Source organism: Streptomyces sp. NPDC034049 (assembly GCF_055575575.1).
On the sequence record NZ_JBVISJ010000006.1, the window covers coordinates 135,526 to 151,633 of the forward strand.

A 16,108-nucleotide genomic window follows, 5' to 3' on the forward strand; every position below is an offset into this window, starting at 1 on the left:
CGACTGAGTCTACAGGCTGCTCAGGACCGCTTACGACCGAGGTGCTGACGGGTCCACTCCACCGCGTCGGCGTACCGCGCCTCGGCGCCGTGCCGGGTGGGGGTGTAGTACTCCCGGTCCTTGAGCTCCTCCGGTGCGTACTGCTGGGCCGCGATCCCTTCGGGCAGGTCGTGCGGGTAGACATACCCCTGCGCGTGACCGAGTTTGGCCGCTCCCTTGTAGTGCCCGTCCCTCAGGTGCGTCGGCACGGGTCCCGCGTGTCCCTTGCGCACGTCCTCCATGGCGGCGCCGATGGCCGTCGTCGCGGCGTTCGACTTGGGCGCCAGGGCGAGGGCGATGGTGGCATGGCTGAGGGTGAGCGCCGCCTCGGGGAAGCCGATCATGGCGACGGCCTGTGCGGCTGCCACGGCTATCGGCAGGGCGTTCGGATCGGCCAGTCCGATGTCCTCGCTGGCGGAGATCATCAGGCGGCGGGCGATGAACCGGGGGTCCTCACCGGCCTCGATCATCCGCGCCAGGTAGTGCAGCGCGGCGTCCACGTCCGACCCGCGGATGGACTTGATCAGGGCGCTGGCCACGTCGTAGTGCTGGTCGCCGTCGCGGTCGTACTTGACGGCGGCGCGGTCGACGGTCTCCTCCAGCGTCTGCAGACCGATCTCCGCCTCCCCCTTGTCGAGGGCGGCGCCGGCCGCGGCCTCCAGGGCGGTCAGGGCGCGGCGGGCGTCGCCGCCGGCGATCCGCAGGAGATGCGCCTCGGTGTCCTCGGGCAGGGTGACCGCGCCCTTGAGGCCGCGCTCGTCGGTCAGCGCGCGCTTCAGCAAGCCGCTGAGGTCGTCGTCGGTGAGCGGTTCGAGGGTGAGGAGGAGGGAGCGGGACAGGAGGGGTGAGATCACCGAGAAGTACGGGTTCTCCGTGGTCGCGGCGATCAGGGTGACCCAGCGGTTCTCGACGGCCGGGAGGAGGGAGTCCTGCTGGGCCTTGCTGAAGCGGTGGATCTCGTCGAGGAAGAGGACGGTCTCCTTGCCGAAGCCGCCGGTGGCGCGGCGGGCGCCCTCGATGACCGCGCGGACCTCCTTGACCCCGGCGGTGATCGCGGACAGCTCCACGAACCGCTTGTTGGTGGCCTTGGAGACGACGTACGCCAGGGTCGTCTTGCCGGTGCCGGGCGGGCCCCAGAGGATCACCGAGGAGGGTCCGGCGGGGCCGCCGCCGGACTCGCCGACCAGTCTGCGCAGCGGCGAGCCGGGCTTCAGCAGATGCTGCTGGCCCACGACCTCGTCCAGGGTGCGCGGACGCATCCGTACGGCCAGGGGGCTGGCGGCCGGGTCCTTCTCCTGGCGCTCTTCGGCGGCTGCGGTGAACAGATCGGGCTCCACACCGAAAACCCTATGTCACGCCACCGACAGTCCGTCCGGGACCGCCGGGACCGCCGGAACCGCCGGGCGGCCGTGGACCGGTCAGCTGGTCCAGAAGTCCCACCAGCGGGTCAGGATCAGCATGCCGATGATGCCGATGTGCATCACGGGCAGGACCCAGGTGAACTCGGCGAAGAAGCCCTTCAGCCAGCCGGGGGCGGGCAGCAGGCCGTTGCGGATGTTGGAGGAGGTGACGTACCAGAACATCAGGATGGTGGCGACCCAGGCGAGGCAGCACCACAGGCAGAGCGAGTTGATGTTGTAGAGCGACTGGTACTGGAGCCAGGTCACGAAGCCGACGCCGAAGAGCGTGCCGGCGTTGAAGGTGAGCCAGTACCAGCGCGGGAAGCTCGCCCGGCCGAGCAGGCTCATGCCGACGCAGATCACCATGCCGTAGGCGACGAGGCCGAGCATCGGGTTGGGGAACCCGAAGACGGAGGCCTGGTCGCTCTTCATGATGTTGCCGCAGGAGACGACCGGGTTGAGGCTGCACCCGGGGGTGAAGTTCGGGTCCTCCAGCAGCTTGAACTTGTCGAGCGTGATGACCCAGGAGGCGAGCAGCCCGGCCGCACCGGTGATCAGCAGCAGGATCGCGAAGGCACGGCTGCCGCCCACCGTGCGCGGGGCCTCGCCGTGTTCCCGGTCGGTGGTCGAGACGTCCCTGACTGTCGTCTTGCTCATCACGTCGATTCCGTCGATTCCGTAGCGTCGAAGGGGCCGCTGGGGCACGGTCATTGTGCCGTACACCCTCGCGCGCGGACCGTTCACTGGACGTAAAAGTCGCCCCCGCCACCCGTAACGGGCGACGAGGGCGACAACGGTTCGAACTCAGCCCAGCCGGGCTTCCAGCTCCGCCACGATCTCGTTCACGCCGACGGCGACCTGCTCCCCGGACTCCATGTCCTTGAGCTGGACGATGCCCTCGGCGAGGTCGCGCTCGCCGGCCACGATCGTGTACCGCGCGCCGCTGCGGTTGGCGTTCTTCATCGCGCCCTTCAGGCCCTTGCCGCCGTAGGCGAAGTCGGCCGCGATGCCGACCTTGCGCAGTTCGGTGACCTTCGCGAACAGCAGCCGGCGGGCCTCGTCGCCGAGCGGGACGGCGAACACGCTGGTGGCGGCGGGGAGTTCGAGTTCGACGCCCTCCGCCTCCAGGGCGAGGACGGTGCGGTCCACGCCGAGCGCCCAGCCGACCGAGGGCAGTGCGGGTCCGCCGATCATCTCGGAGAGGCCGTCGTAGCGGCCGCCGCCGCCCACCGCGGACTGCGAGCCGAGGCCGTCGTGGACGAACTCGAAGGTCGTACGGGTGTAGTAGTCCAGGCCGCGCACCAGCTTCGGGTCGTCCTCGAAGGAGACGCCCGCCGCCGTGATCAGGGCGCGCACCTCCTCGTGGTACGTCTTGCAGGCGTCGCAGAGGTAGTCACGCAGCAGCGGAGCGTCACCGAGCTGCTTCTGCACCGACTCGCGCTTGTCGTCGAGGACGCGCAGCGGGTTGATCTCCGCGCGGCGCAGCGTGTCCTCGTCGAGGTCCAGGCCGCGCAGGAACTCCTGGAGCGCGGCTCGGTAGACGGGACGGCACTCCTTGTCGCCGAGGCTGTTGAGCAGGATGCGGAAGTTCCTGAGGCCCAGCGAGCGGTACGCCTGGTCGGCCAGGATGATCAACTCGGCGTCCAGGGCCGGGTCCTCGGCACCGATCGCCTCGGCGCCGACCTGGGAGAAGTGGCGGTAGCGGCCCTTCTGGGGTCGCTCGTAGCGGTAGTACGAGCCGGAGTACCAGAGCTTGACCGGGAGGTTGCCGACCTTGTGGAGGTTGGCCTCCAGTGCGGCGCGCAGGACGGAGGCGGTGCCCTCGGGGCGCAGGGCCAGCCTGGTGCCGCCCTTGGTCTCGAAGGCGTACATCTCCTTGGTCACGATGTCGGTGGACTCACCCACACCACGTGCGAACAGCTCGACGTTCTCGAAGCCGGGCGTCTCGATGTAGCCGTAGCCGGAGTCCCGCAGCGGGGCGGCGATGGCCTCGCGGACGGCCAGGTACTTGGCGCTGTCCGGGGGCAGCAGGTCGTACGTGCCCTTGGGGGCCTGAAAGGTGCTCACGGAAGGTCTCTCGTCACATTCCTCGTCGGGGAGGGGTCGTCGGACCCGCTCCCTGGCCGCCGGCGGCCACCTGCCGCAGATACGGGTTGGTGGCGCGCTCCTGGCCGATGGTCGTCTGGGGGCCGTGGCCGGACAGCACCACGGTCGAGTCGTCGAGCGGCAGGCACACGCGGGCCAGCGAGTCGAGCATCTCGGCCATGTCGCCGCCGGGCAGGTCGGTGCGTCCGATGGAGCCGGCGAACAGCAGATCCCCGGAGAAGAACACGGAGGGGATCTCCGTGTTCTCGGGCATCCGGAAGGTCACCGACCCCTTGGTATGGCCGGGCGCGTGCGAGACGGCCAGCTCCAGACCGGCCAGCTCCAGCTTCGCGCCGTCGGTCAGCTCCTTGACGTCACCGGGCTCCCCCACGGTCAGCTCGCCCATGAGCGGCATGCCGATGGAACGGCCGAGCGCCTTCTCGGGGTCGCTCATCATGTACCGGTCCTCGGGGTGGATCCACGCCGGAACGTCGTGCGCGCCGCACACCGGGACGACCGAGGCCACATGGTCGATGTGGCCGTGGGTGAGGACGACGGCGACGGGCTTGAGCCGATGCTTCTTCAGCGTCTCCTCGACTCCCTCGGTGGCCTGGTGGCCCGGGTCGATGATCACGCACTCCTCACCGGCGGCGGGGGCGACCAGATAACAGTTGGTCCCCCAGGCCCCGGCGGGGAACCCGGCAATGAGCACGATCGTCCTTCTTGTGGCGTACGAGGGTGGTGGGTTGCTGTGGCTCAGAGCCTACCGGCGCTGCCGTTTCCTCAGCGAACCCATATACGGTACGGGTCACACGCAATCAGTCCACTCAACGGACGCGCGACGCACCCGTCGACGTACGAGACTCATGAGGAGAGAACCCCGTGGTCAGCCAGGATCAGCGGCGGCGTCAGCTCGCCCGGGAGAAGTTCTTGCGGCAGCAGCAGCGGCGCACGTCCGCGCGACGCAAGGCACGAGTCCGCAACGCGGCGATCGCTTCGGTGCTCGGTGTGATCCTGGTCGGCAGTGTGGCGCTCTACACGACCGACGTCCTCAAGGGCGACGACAAGAAGGACAACGTCAGCGCGGAGGCGAGCCCGAGCACCTCGCCCAGCAAGGCGCCGGACCCCTGTGAGAAGGCGGCCGCGGGCAAGGTGAAGGAACTCACCTTCAAGAAGGAACCCGCGATCACCATCGACAAGACCGCGAAGTACACGATGGATCTGCAGACGACCTGTGGTGCCATCGACATAGCGATGGACGCGGCGAAGGCACCGCACACCGTGAACTCGTTCAACTTCCTGGTGAACAAGGGGTACCTGGACCACACGAAGTGCCACCGCCTCACCACCGAGGGCATCTACGTCCTCCAGTGCGGTGACCCGCAGGGCACCGGCATGGGCGGTCCCGGCTACACGATCCCGGACGAGAACCTGAAGGACTCCCGTCTGAAGGGCGATGTGTACCCGGCGGGCACGGTCGCGATGGCGAACCAGTTCAACGGACAGACGGGCGAGGGCAAGAACAGCGGCGGCAGCCAGTTCTTCCTGGTCTTCCAGGACAGTCCGCTGCCGGCCAACTACACACCGTTCGGCACGGTCTCCGAGGCGGGCATGAAGGTCCTGAAGAAGATCGCCGACGCGGGTGCCGAGCCCGCGGACCCCCAGACCGGCAACACGGCACCCAACGCGACCGTGGTCATCAACAAGGCCACTGTCAAGAAGTCCTGACCGCCAACAGCGAAATTTCGGTCGCGCGGGATGCGGACAGGCAACCCGCCGGTCGCCTATGTTGGCCGTGACGAAACTGTGGACGATGCCCGGGGGCACCGAGGCCCCTTGCAGGCATCATGTGGAGGAGGCGCTGTGAGCAGCGACCCGTGGGGCCGCGTCGACGAGACGGGGACCGTGTACGTGCGTACGGCCGACGGCGAGCAGGTCGTCGGTTCCTGGCAGGCCGGCTCCCCCGAGGAGGCACTGGCCTACTTCGAGCGCAAGTACGAAGGCCTGGTTGTCGAGATCGGCCTCCTCGAGAAGCGCGTCCGGACCACCGACCTGTCGGCGAAGGACGCCCAGGCCGCGATCGACCACATTCGCGAGCAGGTGGACGCACACCACGCGGTCGGTGACCTGGACGCGCTGAAGGTCCGGCTGGACAAGCTCGTGGAGACCGTCGAGGCGCGGCGCGAGGAGCGCAAGCAGCAGCGGGCCAAGCAGTCCGACGAGGCGCGGCACGCCAAGGAGGCGCTGGTCGCCGAGGCGGAGGAGCTGGCCCAGTCCGACCAGTGGCGGTCCGCCGGTGAACGGCTGCGGGCGCTGGTGGACACCTGGAAGGGGCTGCCGCGGCTGGACCGGAAGTCCGACGACGAGCTCTGGCACCGCTTCTCGCACGCCCGCTCGGCGTTCTCCAAGCGTCGCAAGGCCCACTTCGCGCAGCTCGACGCGCAGCGCGAGGACGCCCGCAAGACCAAGGAGAAGCTGGTCGCGGAGGCCGAGGCCCTGTCGAACTCCACGGACTGGGGCCCGACGGCCGCGCGCTACCGCGAGCTGATGGCCGACTGGAAGGCCGCCGGCCGCGCCCAGCGCGAGCACGAGGACGACCTGTGGAACCGCTTCCGCGGCGCCCAGGACGTCTTCTTCGCCGCCCGCAGTTCGGTGTTCGCCGAGCGGGACGCGGAGCAGACGGAGAACCTCAAGCTCAAGGAGGAGCTGGCCGGGGAGGCGGAGAAGATCTTGCCGGTGACGGATCTGAAGGCGGCCCGTGCCGCGTTCCGCTCCGTCAACGAGCGGTGGGAGGCCATCGGCCACGTCCCGCGTGACGCCCGTCCGAAGGTCGAGGGCCGGATGCACGCGGTCGAGCGGGCCATCCAGGAGGCCGAGGAAGCGGAGTGGCGCCGCACCAACCCGGAGGCCCGCGCCCGTGCGGCCGGCCTCACGGGGCAGCTCCAGGCCGCCGTGGACAAGCTGAAGACCCAGATCGAGGCCGCCCGCGCCCAGGGCAACAACGCCAAGGCCGACAAGCTCCAGCGCGAGCTGGACGGCCGCCAGGCGCTGCTGGACCAGGCGCTGAAGGGGCTGCAGGAGTTCGGCGGCTGACGCCGACCGTGCACTGACATACGCGGAGGGGCGCCCGTACGAACCGTACGGGCGCCCCTCCGCTGTACGTGGTGGCTACGGTCTGCGCGCCGAGGTCACGCGGTACACGTCGTAGACGCCCTCGACCCCGCGTACGGCCTTCAGGACGTGGCCCAGGTGTTTCGGGTCGCCCATCTCGAAGGTGAAGCGGGAGGTGGCGACGCGGTCGCGGGAGGTCTGGACGGCGGCCGAGAGGATGTTGACGTGCTGGTCGGACAGGACACGGGTGACGTCCGACAGCAGGCGGCTGCGGTCCAGGGCCTCGACCTGTATGGCGACGAGGAAGACCGAGGACTGGGTCGGGGCCCACTCGACGTCGAGGATGCGCTCGGGCTCCCGGGACAGCGACTCGACGTTGACGCAGTCGTTGCGGTGAACCGATACGCCACTGCCCCGGGTGACGAAGCCGATGATGGGGTCGCCGGGGACGGGCGTACAGCAGCGGGCGAGCTTCACCCACACGTCCTCGACGCCCTTGACCACGACACCGGGGTCGTTGCTGCCGCGCCGCTTGCGGCTCCGGCCGCGGGTGGGCGGTACGGACTCGTCGATCTCCTCGGTGGCGGCCTCCTCGCCGCCGAGGGCCTGGACGAGCTTCTGGACCACGCTCTGCGCGGAGACATGGCCCTCGCCTATGGCCGCGTACAGGGCGGAGATGTCCGGGTAGCGCATCTCGTGCGCCAGCGTGACGAGCGAGTCGCCGGTGAGGATGCGCTGGATCGGCAGGTTCTGCTTGCGCATCGCGCGGACGATGGCGTCCTTGCCCTGCTCGATCGCCTCGTCGCGCCGCTCCTTGGAGAACCAGGCGCGGATCTTGTTGCGGGCGCGCGGCGACTTCACGAAGCCGAGCCAGTCGCGGGAGGGGCCCGCGCCGGCCGCCTTGGAGGTGAAGACCTCCACCAGATCGCCGTTGTCGAGGGTGGACTCGAGCGGGACCAGGCGGCCGTTGACCCGGGCGCCTATGGTGCGGTGGCCGACCTCGGTGTGGACCGCGTACGCGAAGTCGACGGGGGTCGCGCTGGCCGGCAGCGCGATGACGTCGCCCTTCGGGGTGAAGACGAAGACCTCGTTGCGGGAGAGGTCGAAGCGCAGGGACTCCAGGAACTCTCCGGGGTCCTCGGTCTCCTTCTGCCAGTCCAGCAGCTGGCGCAGCCACGCCATGTCGTTGAGGTGGTCGTCCTTGCCGGTGGTCCGCGGTGCGTCCGAGCGCACCTTGGAGGCGCCGGCGACGGCCTCCTGCTTGTACTTCCAGTGCGCGGCGATGCCGTACTCGGCGCGGCGGTGCATGTCGAACGTCCGGATCTGGAGTTCGACGGGCTTGCCGTTGGGTCCGATGACCGTCGTGTGCAGCGACTGGTACATGTTGAACTTGGGCATCGCGATGTAGTCCTTGAACCGCCCCGGAACCGGGTTCCAGCGGGCGTGGACGGTGCCCAGGGCCGCGTAGCAGTCGCGGACGGTGTCCACCAGGACGCGGATGCCGACCAGGTCGTAGATCTCCGCGAAGTCACGGCCGCGGACGATCATCTTCTGGTAGACGCTGTAGTAGTGCTTCGGGCGGCCGGTGACGGTGGCCTTGATACGGGCCGCGCGCAGATCCTGCTGCACCTCGTCGGTCACTATGGCGAGGTACTCGTCGCGCTTGGGTGCCCGCTCGGCCACCAGCCGGACGATCTCGTCGTACATCTTGGGATAGAGGATCGCGAAGGCGAGGTCCTCCAGCTCCCACTTGATGGTGTTCATGCCCAGGCGGTGGGCGAGCGGCGCGTAGATCTCGAGGGTCTCGCGCGCCTTCTTCTCCTGCTTCTCGCGCTTGAGGTAGCGCATGGTGCGCATGTTGTGCAGGCGGTCGGCGAGCTTGATGACCAGGACGCGGGGGTCCTTGGCCATGGCCACGACCATCTTGCGCACGGTCTCGGCCTGGGCGGCCTCGCCGAACTTGACCTTGTCGAGCTTGGTGACGCCGTCGACGAGGAGGGCGACGGAGTCGCCGAAGTCGCGGCGGAGCTGGTCCAGGCCGTACTCGGTGTCCTCGACGGTGTCGTGCAGCAGACCGGCCATCAAGGTGGCCGGATCCATGCCCAGCTCGGCGAGGATGGTGGTGACGGCGAGCGGGTGCGTGATGTACGGGTCGCCGCTCTTGCGCTTCTGGCCCCGGTGCCAGCGCTCGGCGACCTGGTAGGCCTTCTCGATCTGGCGGAGCGTGGACGTCTCGATCTTCGGATCGTTGCTGCGCACGATCCGCAGCAACGGCTCCAGCACCGGGTTGTACGGGTTGGAGCGCTGCACCCCGAGCCGGGCGAGCCGGGCCCGTACGCGGTTGGAGGACCCGGAGCGGGCGGGCTGACCCGTGGTGGCGGGGCGGGCCGGGGACGCCGGAGCGGGCGCCGGTGCGGGGGGCTCGGCCGGGGCCGGTTTGGGGCGCGACGGCCCGTCGGTCTTGTCGGCGGGCGCGGACTGGGCGTGCTCGACGGAGCCCTGCGCGGACCCGGCGGTGCTGTCGGGGTTCGCCTTCGTCGCGTCCTGCGCGGGCTTGGCCGCGGGGCCCGAGGCGGACTCGGGCTTGGCGGCGGTCAGGTGCTGGGCCTCGTCTGCCAAGAGGGCTCCTCGTGCGCGATCCGGGTCCCCCGGTCAGGCTCCGGAGCACCCATGGTAGCGATCCCGCGCCCCAGGATCGCCTTCAGGCCACAGTGAGGGCGGTCTACCAGGGAAACACCGAGGGCGCGCGGCGGATTCCGGGGGCCGCGGCGGGGGGTGCGGTGGTCTGTTCGGCGCGGGTCGTGTGGGTTGCTCGCGCAGTTCCCCGCACCCCTTCAGGGGCGCGGCCTCGTGGCGTAAAGCGGCGGGCGCCCCGGGAAAGGAATCCCGGGGCGCCCGCCGCATGGTTGTCCGCTGGGTTCAGACCGTGATCAGGGCCGCCAGCGGGGCCCCCGCCAACGCGGTCTCCAGGCGCTGCCGTCCCGGGAGGAACGACAGCTCCATCAGGACCGCCACGCCGGCGACCTGGGCGCCCGCGCGGCGGATCAGCTGGAGGGAGGCCTCGGCGGTGCCGCCGGTGGCGAGGACGTCGTCGATGACCATGACGCGGTCGCCCGCGTTCAGGTCCTCGGCGTGCACCTCGATCTCGGCGGAGCCGTACTCCAGGTCGTAGGCCTGGCCGAGCGTGGCTCCGGGGAGCTTGCCCGCCTTGCGTACGGGGACGAAGCCGACGCCGGCGCGGACGGCGGCCGGGGCGCCCAGGATGAAGCCCCGGGCCTCCAGGCCGACGACCTTGGTGGCGCCGTGCCGCACGGTCAGCTCGGCCAGCGCGTCCGTCAGCGCGGTGAACGCCGCCGGGTCGGCCAGCAGCGGGGTGATGTCCTTGAACATCACGCCCGGCTCCGGGTAGTCCGCGACGTCACGGATGCGGCTGAGCAGCAGCTCCTTGATGTCGGTCATCGCCGCTTCCCGCCCCGGCCCCGGCTGCGGCTGCCGGACTGGGCGCGCGGGCCGACCACCGCGGGGGTGGCGTCCGCGGGCTCGTCGTCGTACGCACCGTCGGTCCCCGTCTCCGCGTCGTGCTCGGCCTGGGCCCGCTTGGCGAGGACGCGCTTCTTGAGGGCCTTCAGCTGCGGCTCGCGCTCCTTGAGGTCGGCGACGAGCGGCGTGGCGATGAAGATCGAGGAGTACGCACCGGCCGCGAGGCCGACGAACAGCGACAGCGAGATGTCGTTGAGCATGCCGGCACCGAGGACACCGCCGCCGATGAAGAGGAGGCCGGCGACCGGGAGCAGCGCCACCACGGTGGTGTTGATCGACCGCACCAGGGTGCTGTTGATCGAGCGGTTGGCGATCTCCGCGTACGTCCAGCGGTTCTGCTTGGTGATGTCCTTCGTCTGCTCCTTGAGGCTGTCGAAGACGACGACCGTGTCGTAGAGCGAGTAACCGAGGATGGTCAGCAGACCGATCACCGTGCCCGGCGTCACCTCGAAGCCGACGAGGGCGTAGATGCCGATCGTGATGGTGATGTCGTGGATCAGTGCGACGAACGCGGCGATGGCCATCCGCCACTCGAACGCGATCGCCAGATAGATCACCACGAGGACCAGGAAGATGGCCAGGCCCTGCCAGGCCTTGTTGGCGATCTGGTCACCCCAACTGGGGCCGACCAGATCCGCGTTGATCGAGTCGGCGTCGACTTTCAGGTCCTTGGCGAGCTCCTGCTTGATCTCGTCGGACTTCGCCGTGTCCACGCCGGAGATCTGGATGCGCAGGCTGTCGTTGCCGAGTTCCTGGACGATCGCGTCGTGGCCCGAGGCCTTCTCCGCGTAGGTCTCCGCCTGGCTGACCGAGACGCTCGTCTTGCCCGTGGTGAAGACGGCGCCGCCCTGGAACTCGATGCCCATGCTCAGCCCGCGCACCGCCAGGCCGAGGATGGCCGTGATGGTGATCAGGATCGAGACGCCGTACCAGATCTTGCGGTTGCCGACGAAGTCGTAACCGACCTCGCCGCGGTGGAGTCGGGCTCCGAGGTCACCGAGCTTCGACATCTCAGGCCTCCTTCGGGTCGGCGGGGACGGCGGGACGGCGGGTGCGGCGCAGCGGCGGCCGGGCACCCAGACGCTTCGGGTCGAGGCCGGACCAGCTGTGGCCGTTGCCGAAGAACTTGGTGCGGGCCAGCAGCGTCAGCAGCGGCTTCGTGAAGAAGAAGACGACCACGACGTCGAGCACGGTCGTCAGACCCAGCGTGAACGCGAAGCCCTGGACCTTGCCGACGGTCACGATGAAGAGCACCGCGGCGGAGAGGAACGACACGAAGTCGGAGACCAGGATGGTGCGCCGGGCACGGGGCCACGCCCGCTCCACGGCGGGACGCAGGGTGCGGCCCTCGCGGATCTCGTCCCGGACGCGTTCGAAGTACACGATGAACGAGTCCGCGGTGATACCGATCGCGACGATCGCGCCGCAGACCGCCGGGAGGTTCAGCGCGAAGTTGATGGTCGGGCCGAGCAGCGCCATGATCACGTAGGTCAGGACGGCCGAGACCAGCAGCGAGGCGATGGCGATCAGCGACAGGCCGCGGTAGTAGACGACCAGGTAGATCACGACCAGGGCCAGGCCGATCGCACCGGCGATCAGACCGGCGTGCAGCTGCTCACCGCCGAGCGCGGGGCTGACGGTGGTGACGCTGGACTCCTTGAAGGTCAGCGGGAGCGCGCCGTACGACAGCATGTTGGCGAGGTTCTGGGCCTCCTCCTGCGTGAAGCTGCCGGAGATCTCGGCCTTGCCGCCGGTGACCGCCGCCTGCACGTAGGGGTGGGAGACGACCTCGTCGTCGAGGACGATCGCGAACTCGTTCTGCGGGGACGTCTGGGTCGCCAGCTGGCCGGTGATGTCGGCGAACTTGTCGGCGCCCTTGGAGTCGAAGTCCATGACGACCTGCCAGCCGGTGCCGTTCTGCGTGTCGAGCAGCGCCTGGGCCTTCTCGACCTCGGTGCCGTCGACCCCGACCGGGCCGAGGATGAACTTGCTCCAGCTGCCGTTGTCCTGGCCGCAGGCCACGACGGTGTCGGTGTTCTTGCCCTTGCCGGCCTCGGCGCGCTGCTTGGGGTCGTTGCAGTCGAGGGCGGTGAACTTGGCCTGGAGCGCCTGGGTCGCCTTGTCGGCGCTCGGGCTCGCGGAGGGGGAGGCGCTGTCCGAGGCCTTGGCGGACGCGGAACCGCTGCCCGACGGCGTGGGGTCGGCCTTCAGCGCGTCGGTGAGCGCGCGGCCCTGCGACGTGGCGGAGGACGACGGGCTGGACGACGGGCTCGCGGAGTCACCGGCACCGGGCTCGGTGGCCGCGTCCTTGCCGTCGGAGCTCGACGGGCTCGGCGAGCCGCTGCCACTGGCGCTCGGCGAGGCGGTGGGGTTCTCCGTCGCACCGGTGCCGACCTGGCTCGCGAGGACGGGACGGAAGTACAGCTTCGCGGTGGTGCCGACCTGGTCCCTGGCCTCTTCGGAATCCGTGCCCTTGGGGATGTTGACAATGATGTTCTCATTGCCCTGGGTCTGGACCTCCGCCTCGGACACACCCAGACCGTTGACACGGCGGTTCATGATCTCGACCGCGGTGTTCATGTTGGTCTTGTTGATCGCGTTGGGCTGGCCGGGCTCGTTGATCGCCGTCAGTGTGATGCTCGTACCACCGGCGAGGTCGATACCGAGACGCGGAGTGGTGTGTCCGGAGGCGAACATTCCCCCGGTGAGCGCCACAAGGGCGATCAGGATGAGGGCCAGCGCGCGCCCAGGCTTGCTCTGGGCGCTCGCGCTCCGGCCCTTCTTCGGTGCTGCCACCTTCTCGTACTCCCTCTCGGGCCGCCGTGCGCGGGGTCAGCGCGGGGACGGCCATGACTTGTGTCGGGAATCCGGCGAAAACGGCACGTGCCCGGGGCGCGGGCGGTTCTCGCTCGCATTCCCGGGACGTGACTACTTCGCGTCGGACTCGCCGTCGGTCTTCTTCGGCTCTGCTTCGTCGGCCTTGGCCTCGGCGGTCTCGTCGGCCGCGTCGTCGGACGCGTCCTTCTTGCCGAGGTCGATGGGCTTGTCGTCGGAAGCGGCGGAAGCGTCGTCGGAGGGCTCGTCGGTCTCGGTGAGGGAGGAGGCGTCGTCCGGGACGACGTCGGACTTCAGGTCGTGCTCGATGCCGTGGACGATGCGGTTGTACTCCTCGTCGCTGAGGACGGCACCGATGGAGTTCTTGGCGAACAGCAGCTCGACGCCCGGCCCGGCGTCGAGGAGGACCGTGTCCTCGCTGACCTCCTTGACGGTCGCGTACATGCCCCCGATCGTGCGGACGCCGGAACCGGGCTGCATCTGGTTCCGCATGTCGACGGCCTGCTGCTGCTTCTTCTTGGCCGATCGGGTCATCAGGATCATGGCCCCGATGAGCACGATGAACGGGAGGAGGGTCACGAGACTCACGGGTCGGAACTTCCTTCACACGACCGCGATGGCGAGCGGCCTGATGGTTGGGGGTATGTGTGCTGCCGACAAGGGCGGCATCGGCGGAGTCTAAGCGAGTCCGCCGTGATGGAACAACGCACAGCATGTCACCGGGGTTCCATGCCGGGCGAGTACCGCGCCGTCACGAGACGGTCACGCCCCGAACAGGTCCTGTTGTCCGTTTCCGCCGGTCGTGCCGCGTGGCGGGGTGAGTCCGAGGTGGGTCCAGGCGGCGGGGGTGGCGACCCGGCCGCGGGGGGTGCGGGCGAGGAGTCCCTCGCGGACGAGGAAGGGTTCGGCGACCTCCTCGACGGTCTCGCGCTCCTCCCCCACGGCGACGGCGAGGGTGGACAGGCCCACCGGGCCGCCGCCGAAGAGCTTGAGCAGGGCTTCGAGGACGCCCCGGTCGAGGCGATCGAGGCCGCGGGCGTCCACCTCGTACACGGCGAGGGCGGCCGAGGCGATGTCGCGGGTGATGACGCCGTCGGCCTTGACCTGCGCGTAGTCCCGGACGCGGCGCAGCAGGCGGTTGGCGATACGGGGGGTGCCGCGGGAGCGGCCCGCGATCTCGGCGGCGCCGTCCGTGTCGATCTCGACGTCGAGCAGGTGCGCCGAGCGGTGGATGACGCGCTCCAGTTCGGCGGGCTCGTAGAACTCCATGTGCGCGGTGAAGCCGAAGCGGTCGCGCAGCGGGGGCGGCAGCAGTCCGGCGCGGGTGGTGGCGCCGACCAGGGTGAACGGCGGCAGTTCGAGGGGGATCGCGGTGGCGCCGGGGCCCTTGCCGACGATCACGTCGACGCGGAAGTCCTCCATCGCCATGTACAGCATCTCCTCGGCGGGCCGGGACATGCGGTGGATCTCGTCGAGGAAGAGGACCTCGCCCTCCTGGAGGGAGGAGAGGATCGCGGCGAGGTCGCCGGCGTGCTGGATGGCGGGGCCCGAGGTGATACGGATGGGGGCGCCCATCTCGGCCGCGATGATCATCGAGAGGGTGGTCTTGCCGAGGCCCGGGGCGCCGGAGAGCAGGACGTGGTCGGCGGTGGCGCCGCGTGCGCGTGCCGCCCGCAGGACCAGGTCGAGTTGTTCACGGACCTTCTCCTGGCCGATGAACTCGTCCAGGTCCTTGGGGCGCAGGGCGGCCTCGACGGCCTGGTCCTCACGGTCGGCGACGGAGCCCACCAGGCGGTCGGGGGCCGTGTCGTCGGTCGTGTCGTCCCAGTTCATTGCGTGTGCCTCGCGGGTCGCGGTCGGATGGAGCCAAGGGTGGTGCGGCAGCGTGCGGGTGGCGCACGAGGTTTACGACAGGGCGGTCAGCGGGCTCTGTTGAGGGTCTGGAGGGCCGCCTTCAGCAACTGGCCCACCTGGGGCGTGCCTTCGGTGGCCTCGGCCTGGGGGGCCACGGCCGACACGGCCTCGTCGGCCTCGCGGGTGGCGTACCCAAGGCCGATCAGGGCGGCGTGCAGCTGGTCGCGCCAGCCCTGGGTGACCGGGGCGCCGATCGCGGGGGCGCCAACGGGCTCGCCGAGGCGGTCCTTCAGTTCGAGCAGCAGCTTCTGGGCGCCCTTCTTGCCGATGCCGGGGACGGCGATCAGCGCCTTCTCGTCGCCGGTGGCGACCGCTCGGCGCAGGGCGTCGGGGCTGTGCACGGCCAGCATCGCCTGGGCCAGACGCGGTCCGACGCCGCTCGCGGTCTGGAGCAGTTCGAAGACCTGGCGCTCGTCGTCGTCCACGAAGCCGTACAGCGTCAGCGAGTCCTCGCGGACGACCAGCGAGGTGGCGAGCTTGGCGGGCTGGCCCATGCGGAGCCCGGACAGGGTGTTGGGCGCGCACTGGACCGCGATGCCGATCCCGCCCACCTCGACCACCGCGGAGTCCGGGGCGAGTGCGGCGACCGGGCCGCTGACGAAGGCGATCATGACGTACGGCCTTTCGATGCGTGCAGGGCCACGGCCTGCTGGAGGCGGTTCTGGGCGGGGGCCCGCCAGATGTGGCAGATGGCGAGGGCGAGGGCGTCGGCGGCGTCCGCCGGTTTCGGGGGTGCGTCGAGCCGGAGGAGCCGGGTGACCATGGCGCCGACCTGGGCCTTGTCGGCACGGCCGCTGCCGGTGACGGCGGCCTTGACCTCGCTGGGGGTGTGCAGGGCGACGGGGATGCCGCGGCGGGCGGCGCACAGCATGGCGACGGCGCTGGCCTGGGCGGTGCCCATGACCGTCCGGACGTTGTGCTGGCTGAACACCCGTTCCACGGCGACGAATTCGGGGCGGTGCTCGTCGAGCCACTGTTCGATGCCCTGCTCGATCGCGACGAGGCGCAGGCCCAACTCGGCGTCGGCGGGCGTCCGTACGACTCCGACACCGAGCATGGTGAGCGGCCGGCCCGCGACTCCCTCGACAACGCCCACGCCACACCGCGTGAGTCCGGGGTCCACCCCGAGTACGCGCACCGCGCCCCCTCCCAGTCGATCGCCTGTTTGTGCAGGCTATCTGCTG

General features: G+C 69.9%; 14 protein-coding genes. 2 read left to right on the forward strand and 12 right to left on the reverse strand.

Features of this window, described 5'->3' with window-relative positions:
- Nucleotides 1-20: 20 nt before the first annotated feature.
- The 4 genes from ACZ52C_RS19345 to ACZ52C_RS19360 all read right to left on the reverse strand — a co-directional run bounded on the left by ACZ52C_RS19345 (nt 21) and on the right by ACZ52C_RS19360 (nt 4,236).
- Entirely contained in the window at nt 21-1,376 is a 1,356-nt protein-coding gene (locus ACZ52C_RS19345) for a replication-associated recombination protein A (protein WP_469075874.1), read from the reverse strand.
- An 81-nt stretch (nt 1,377-1,457) separates the two neighbouring features.
- Entirely contained in the window at nt 1,458-2,096 is a 639-nt protein-coding gene (locus tag ACZ52C_RS19350; protein WP_469075875.1) for a vitamin K epoxide reductase family protein, read from the reverse strand.
- A gap of 147 nt (nt 2,097-2,243) precedes the next feature.
- Entirely contained in the window at nt 2,244-3,506 is a 1,263-nt protein-coding gene (gene hisS / locus ACZ52C_RS19355; protein ID WP_469075876.1) for a histidine--tRNA ligase, read from the reverse strand.
- Between the two features lie 13 nt (nt 3,507-3,519).
- A complete protein-coding gene (locus tag ACZ52C_RS19360; RefSeq protein WP_045557230.1) occupies nt 3,520-4,236 on the reverse strand; it encodes an MBL fold metallo-hydrolase in 717 nt (238 codons plus the stop codon).
- A gap of 170 nt (nt 4,237-4,406) precedes the next feature.
- On the opposite strand from ACZ52C_RS19360, the gene ACZ52C_RS19365 reads away from it, so the two are divergent.
- A complete protein-coding gene (locus ACZ52C_RS19365) occupies nt 4,407-5,252 on the forward strand; it encodes a peptidylprolyl isomerase (protein WP_045557229.1) in 846 nt (281 codons plus the stop codon).
- A gap of 135 nt (nt 5,253-5,387) precedes the next feature.
- The gene (locus tag ACZ52C_RS19370) at nt 5,388-6,617 is read left to right on the forward strand and encodes a DUF349 domain-containing protein (RefSeq protein ID WP_469075877.1); all 1,230 of its coding nucleotides are present in this window, start codon (nt 5,388-5,390) and stop codon (nt 6,615-6,617) included.
- Nucleotides 6,618-6,692: 75 nt separating this feature from the next.
- On the opposite strand, the gene ACZ52C_RS19375 is transcribed toward ACZ52C_RS19370, so the two are convergent.
- From ACZ52C_RS19375 to ruvC, 8 genes are all read right to left on the reverse strand, one after another.
- Entirely contained in the window at nt 6,693-9,254 is a 2,562-nt protein-coding gene (locus ACZ52C_RS19375) for a RelA/SpoT family protein (protein ID WP_469075878.1), read from the reverse strand.
- Between the two features lie 300 nt (nt 9,255-9,554).
- Nucleotides 9,555-10,094, reverse strand: a complete 540-nt coding sequence (locus ACZ52C_RS19380) for an adenine phosphoribosyltransferase (protein WP_469075879.1) — start codon at nt 10,092-10,094, stop codon at nt 9,555-9,557.
- The gene (secF, locus tag ACZ52C_RS19385; protein ID WP_469075880.1) at nt 10,091-11,185 is read right to left on the reverse strand and encodes a protein translocase subunit SecF; all 1,095 of its coding nucleotides are present in this window, start codon (nt 11,183-11,185) and stop codon (nt 10,091-10,093) included. Before secF ends, ACZ52C_RS19380 begins: the two co-directional genes overlap by 4 nt.
- A 1-nt stretch (nt 11,186) precedes the next feature.
- Complete coding sequence (gene secD, locus ACZ52C_RS19390; protein ID WP_469075881.1) at nt 11,187-12,971, reverse strand: protein translocase subunit SecD; 1,785 nt, start codon at nt 12,969-12,971, stop codon at nt 11,187-11,189.
- A gap of 132 nt (nt 12,972-13,103) precedes the next feature.
- Nucleotides 13,104-13,598 (reverse strand): preprotein translocase subunit YajC, encoded by a 495-nt coding sequence (gene yajC / locus ACZ52C_RS19395; RefSeq protein WP_220649991.1) that lies wholly within the window; start codon nt 13,596-13,598, stop codon nt 13,104-13,106.
- 174 nt (nt 13,599-13,772) lie between these two features.
- A complete protein-coding gene (gene ruvB / locus ACZ52C_RS19400) occupies nt 13,773-14,843 on the reverse strand; it encodes a Holliday junction branch migration DNA helicase RuvB (protein ID WP_469075882.1) in 1,071 nt (356 codons plus the stop codon).
- 86 nt (nt 14,844-14,929) lie between these two features.
- On the reverse strand, nt 14,930-15,535 hold the full coding sequence (gene ruvA / locus ACZ52C_RS19405; protein WP_469075883.1) for a Holliday junction branch migration protein RuvA: 606 nt from the start codon (nt 15,533-15,535) through the stop codon (nt 14,930-14,932).
- A complete protein-coding gene (ruvC, locus tag ACZ52C_RS19410; RefSeq protein WP_045557220.1) occupies nt 15,532-16,062 on the reverse strand; it encodes a crossover junction endodeoxyribonuclease RuvC in 531 nt (176 codons plus the stop codon). The genes ruvA and ruvC overlap by 4 nt, the downstream gene beginning before the upstream one ends.
- Between the last annotated feature and the right edge of the window lie 46 nt (nt 16,063-16,108).

Bases quoted from the DNA above. Each gene is read 5' to 3' on its own strand.
- ACZ52C_RS19350 (WP_469075875.1), bottom strand. From the start codon at position 2,096: ATGAGCAAGACGACAGTCAGGGACGTCTCGACCACCGACCGGGAACAC.
- ruvA (WP_469075883.1), bottom strand. From the start codon at position 15,535: ATGATCGCCTTCGTCAGCGGCCCGGTCGCCGCACTCGCCCCGGACTCC.
- ruvB (WP_469075882.1), bottom strand. From the start codon at position 14,843: ATGAACTGGGACGACACGACCGACGACACGGCCCCCGACCGCCTGGTG.
- secF (WP_469075880.1), bottom strand. From the start codon at position 11,185: ATGTCGAAGCTCGGTGACCTCGGAGCCCGACTCCACCGCGGCGAGGTC.
- ACZ52C_RS19380 (WP_469075879.1), bottom strand. From the start codon at position 10,094: ATGACCGACATCAAGGAGCTGCTGCTCAGCCGCATCCGTGACGTCGCG.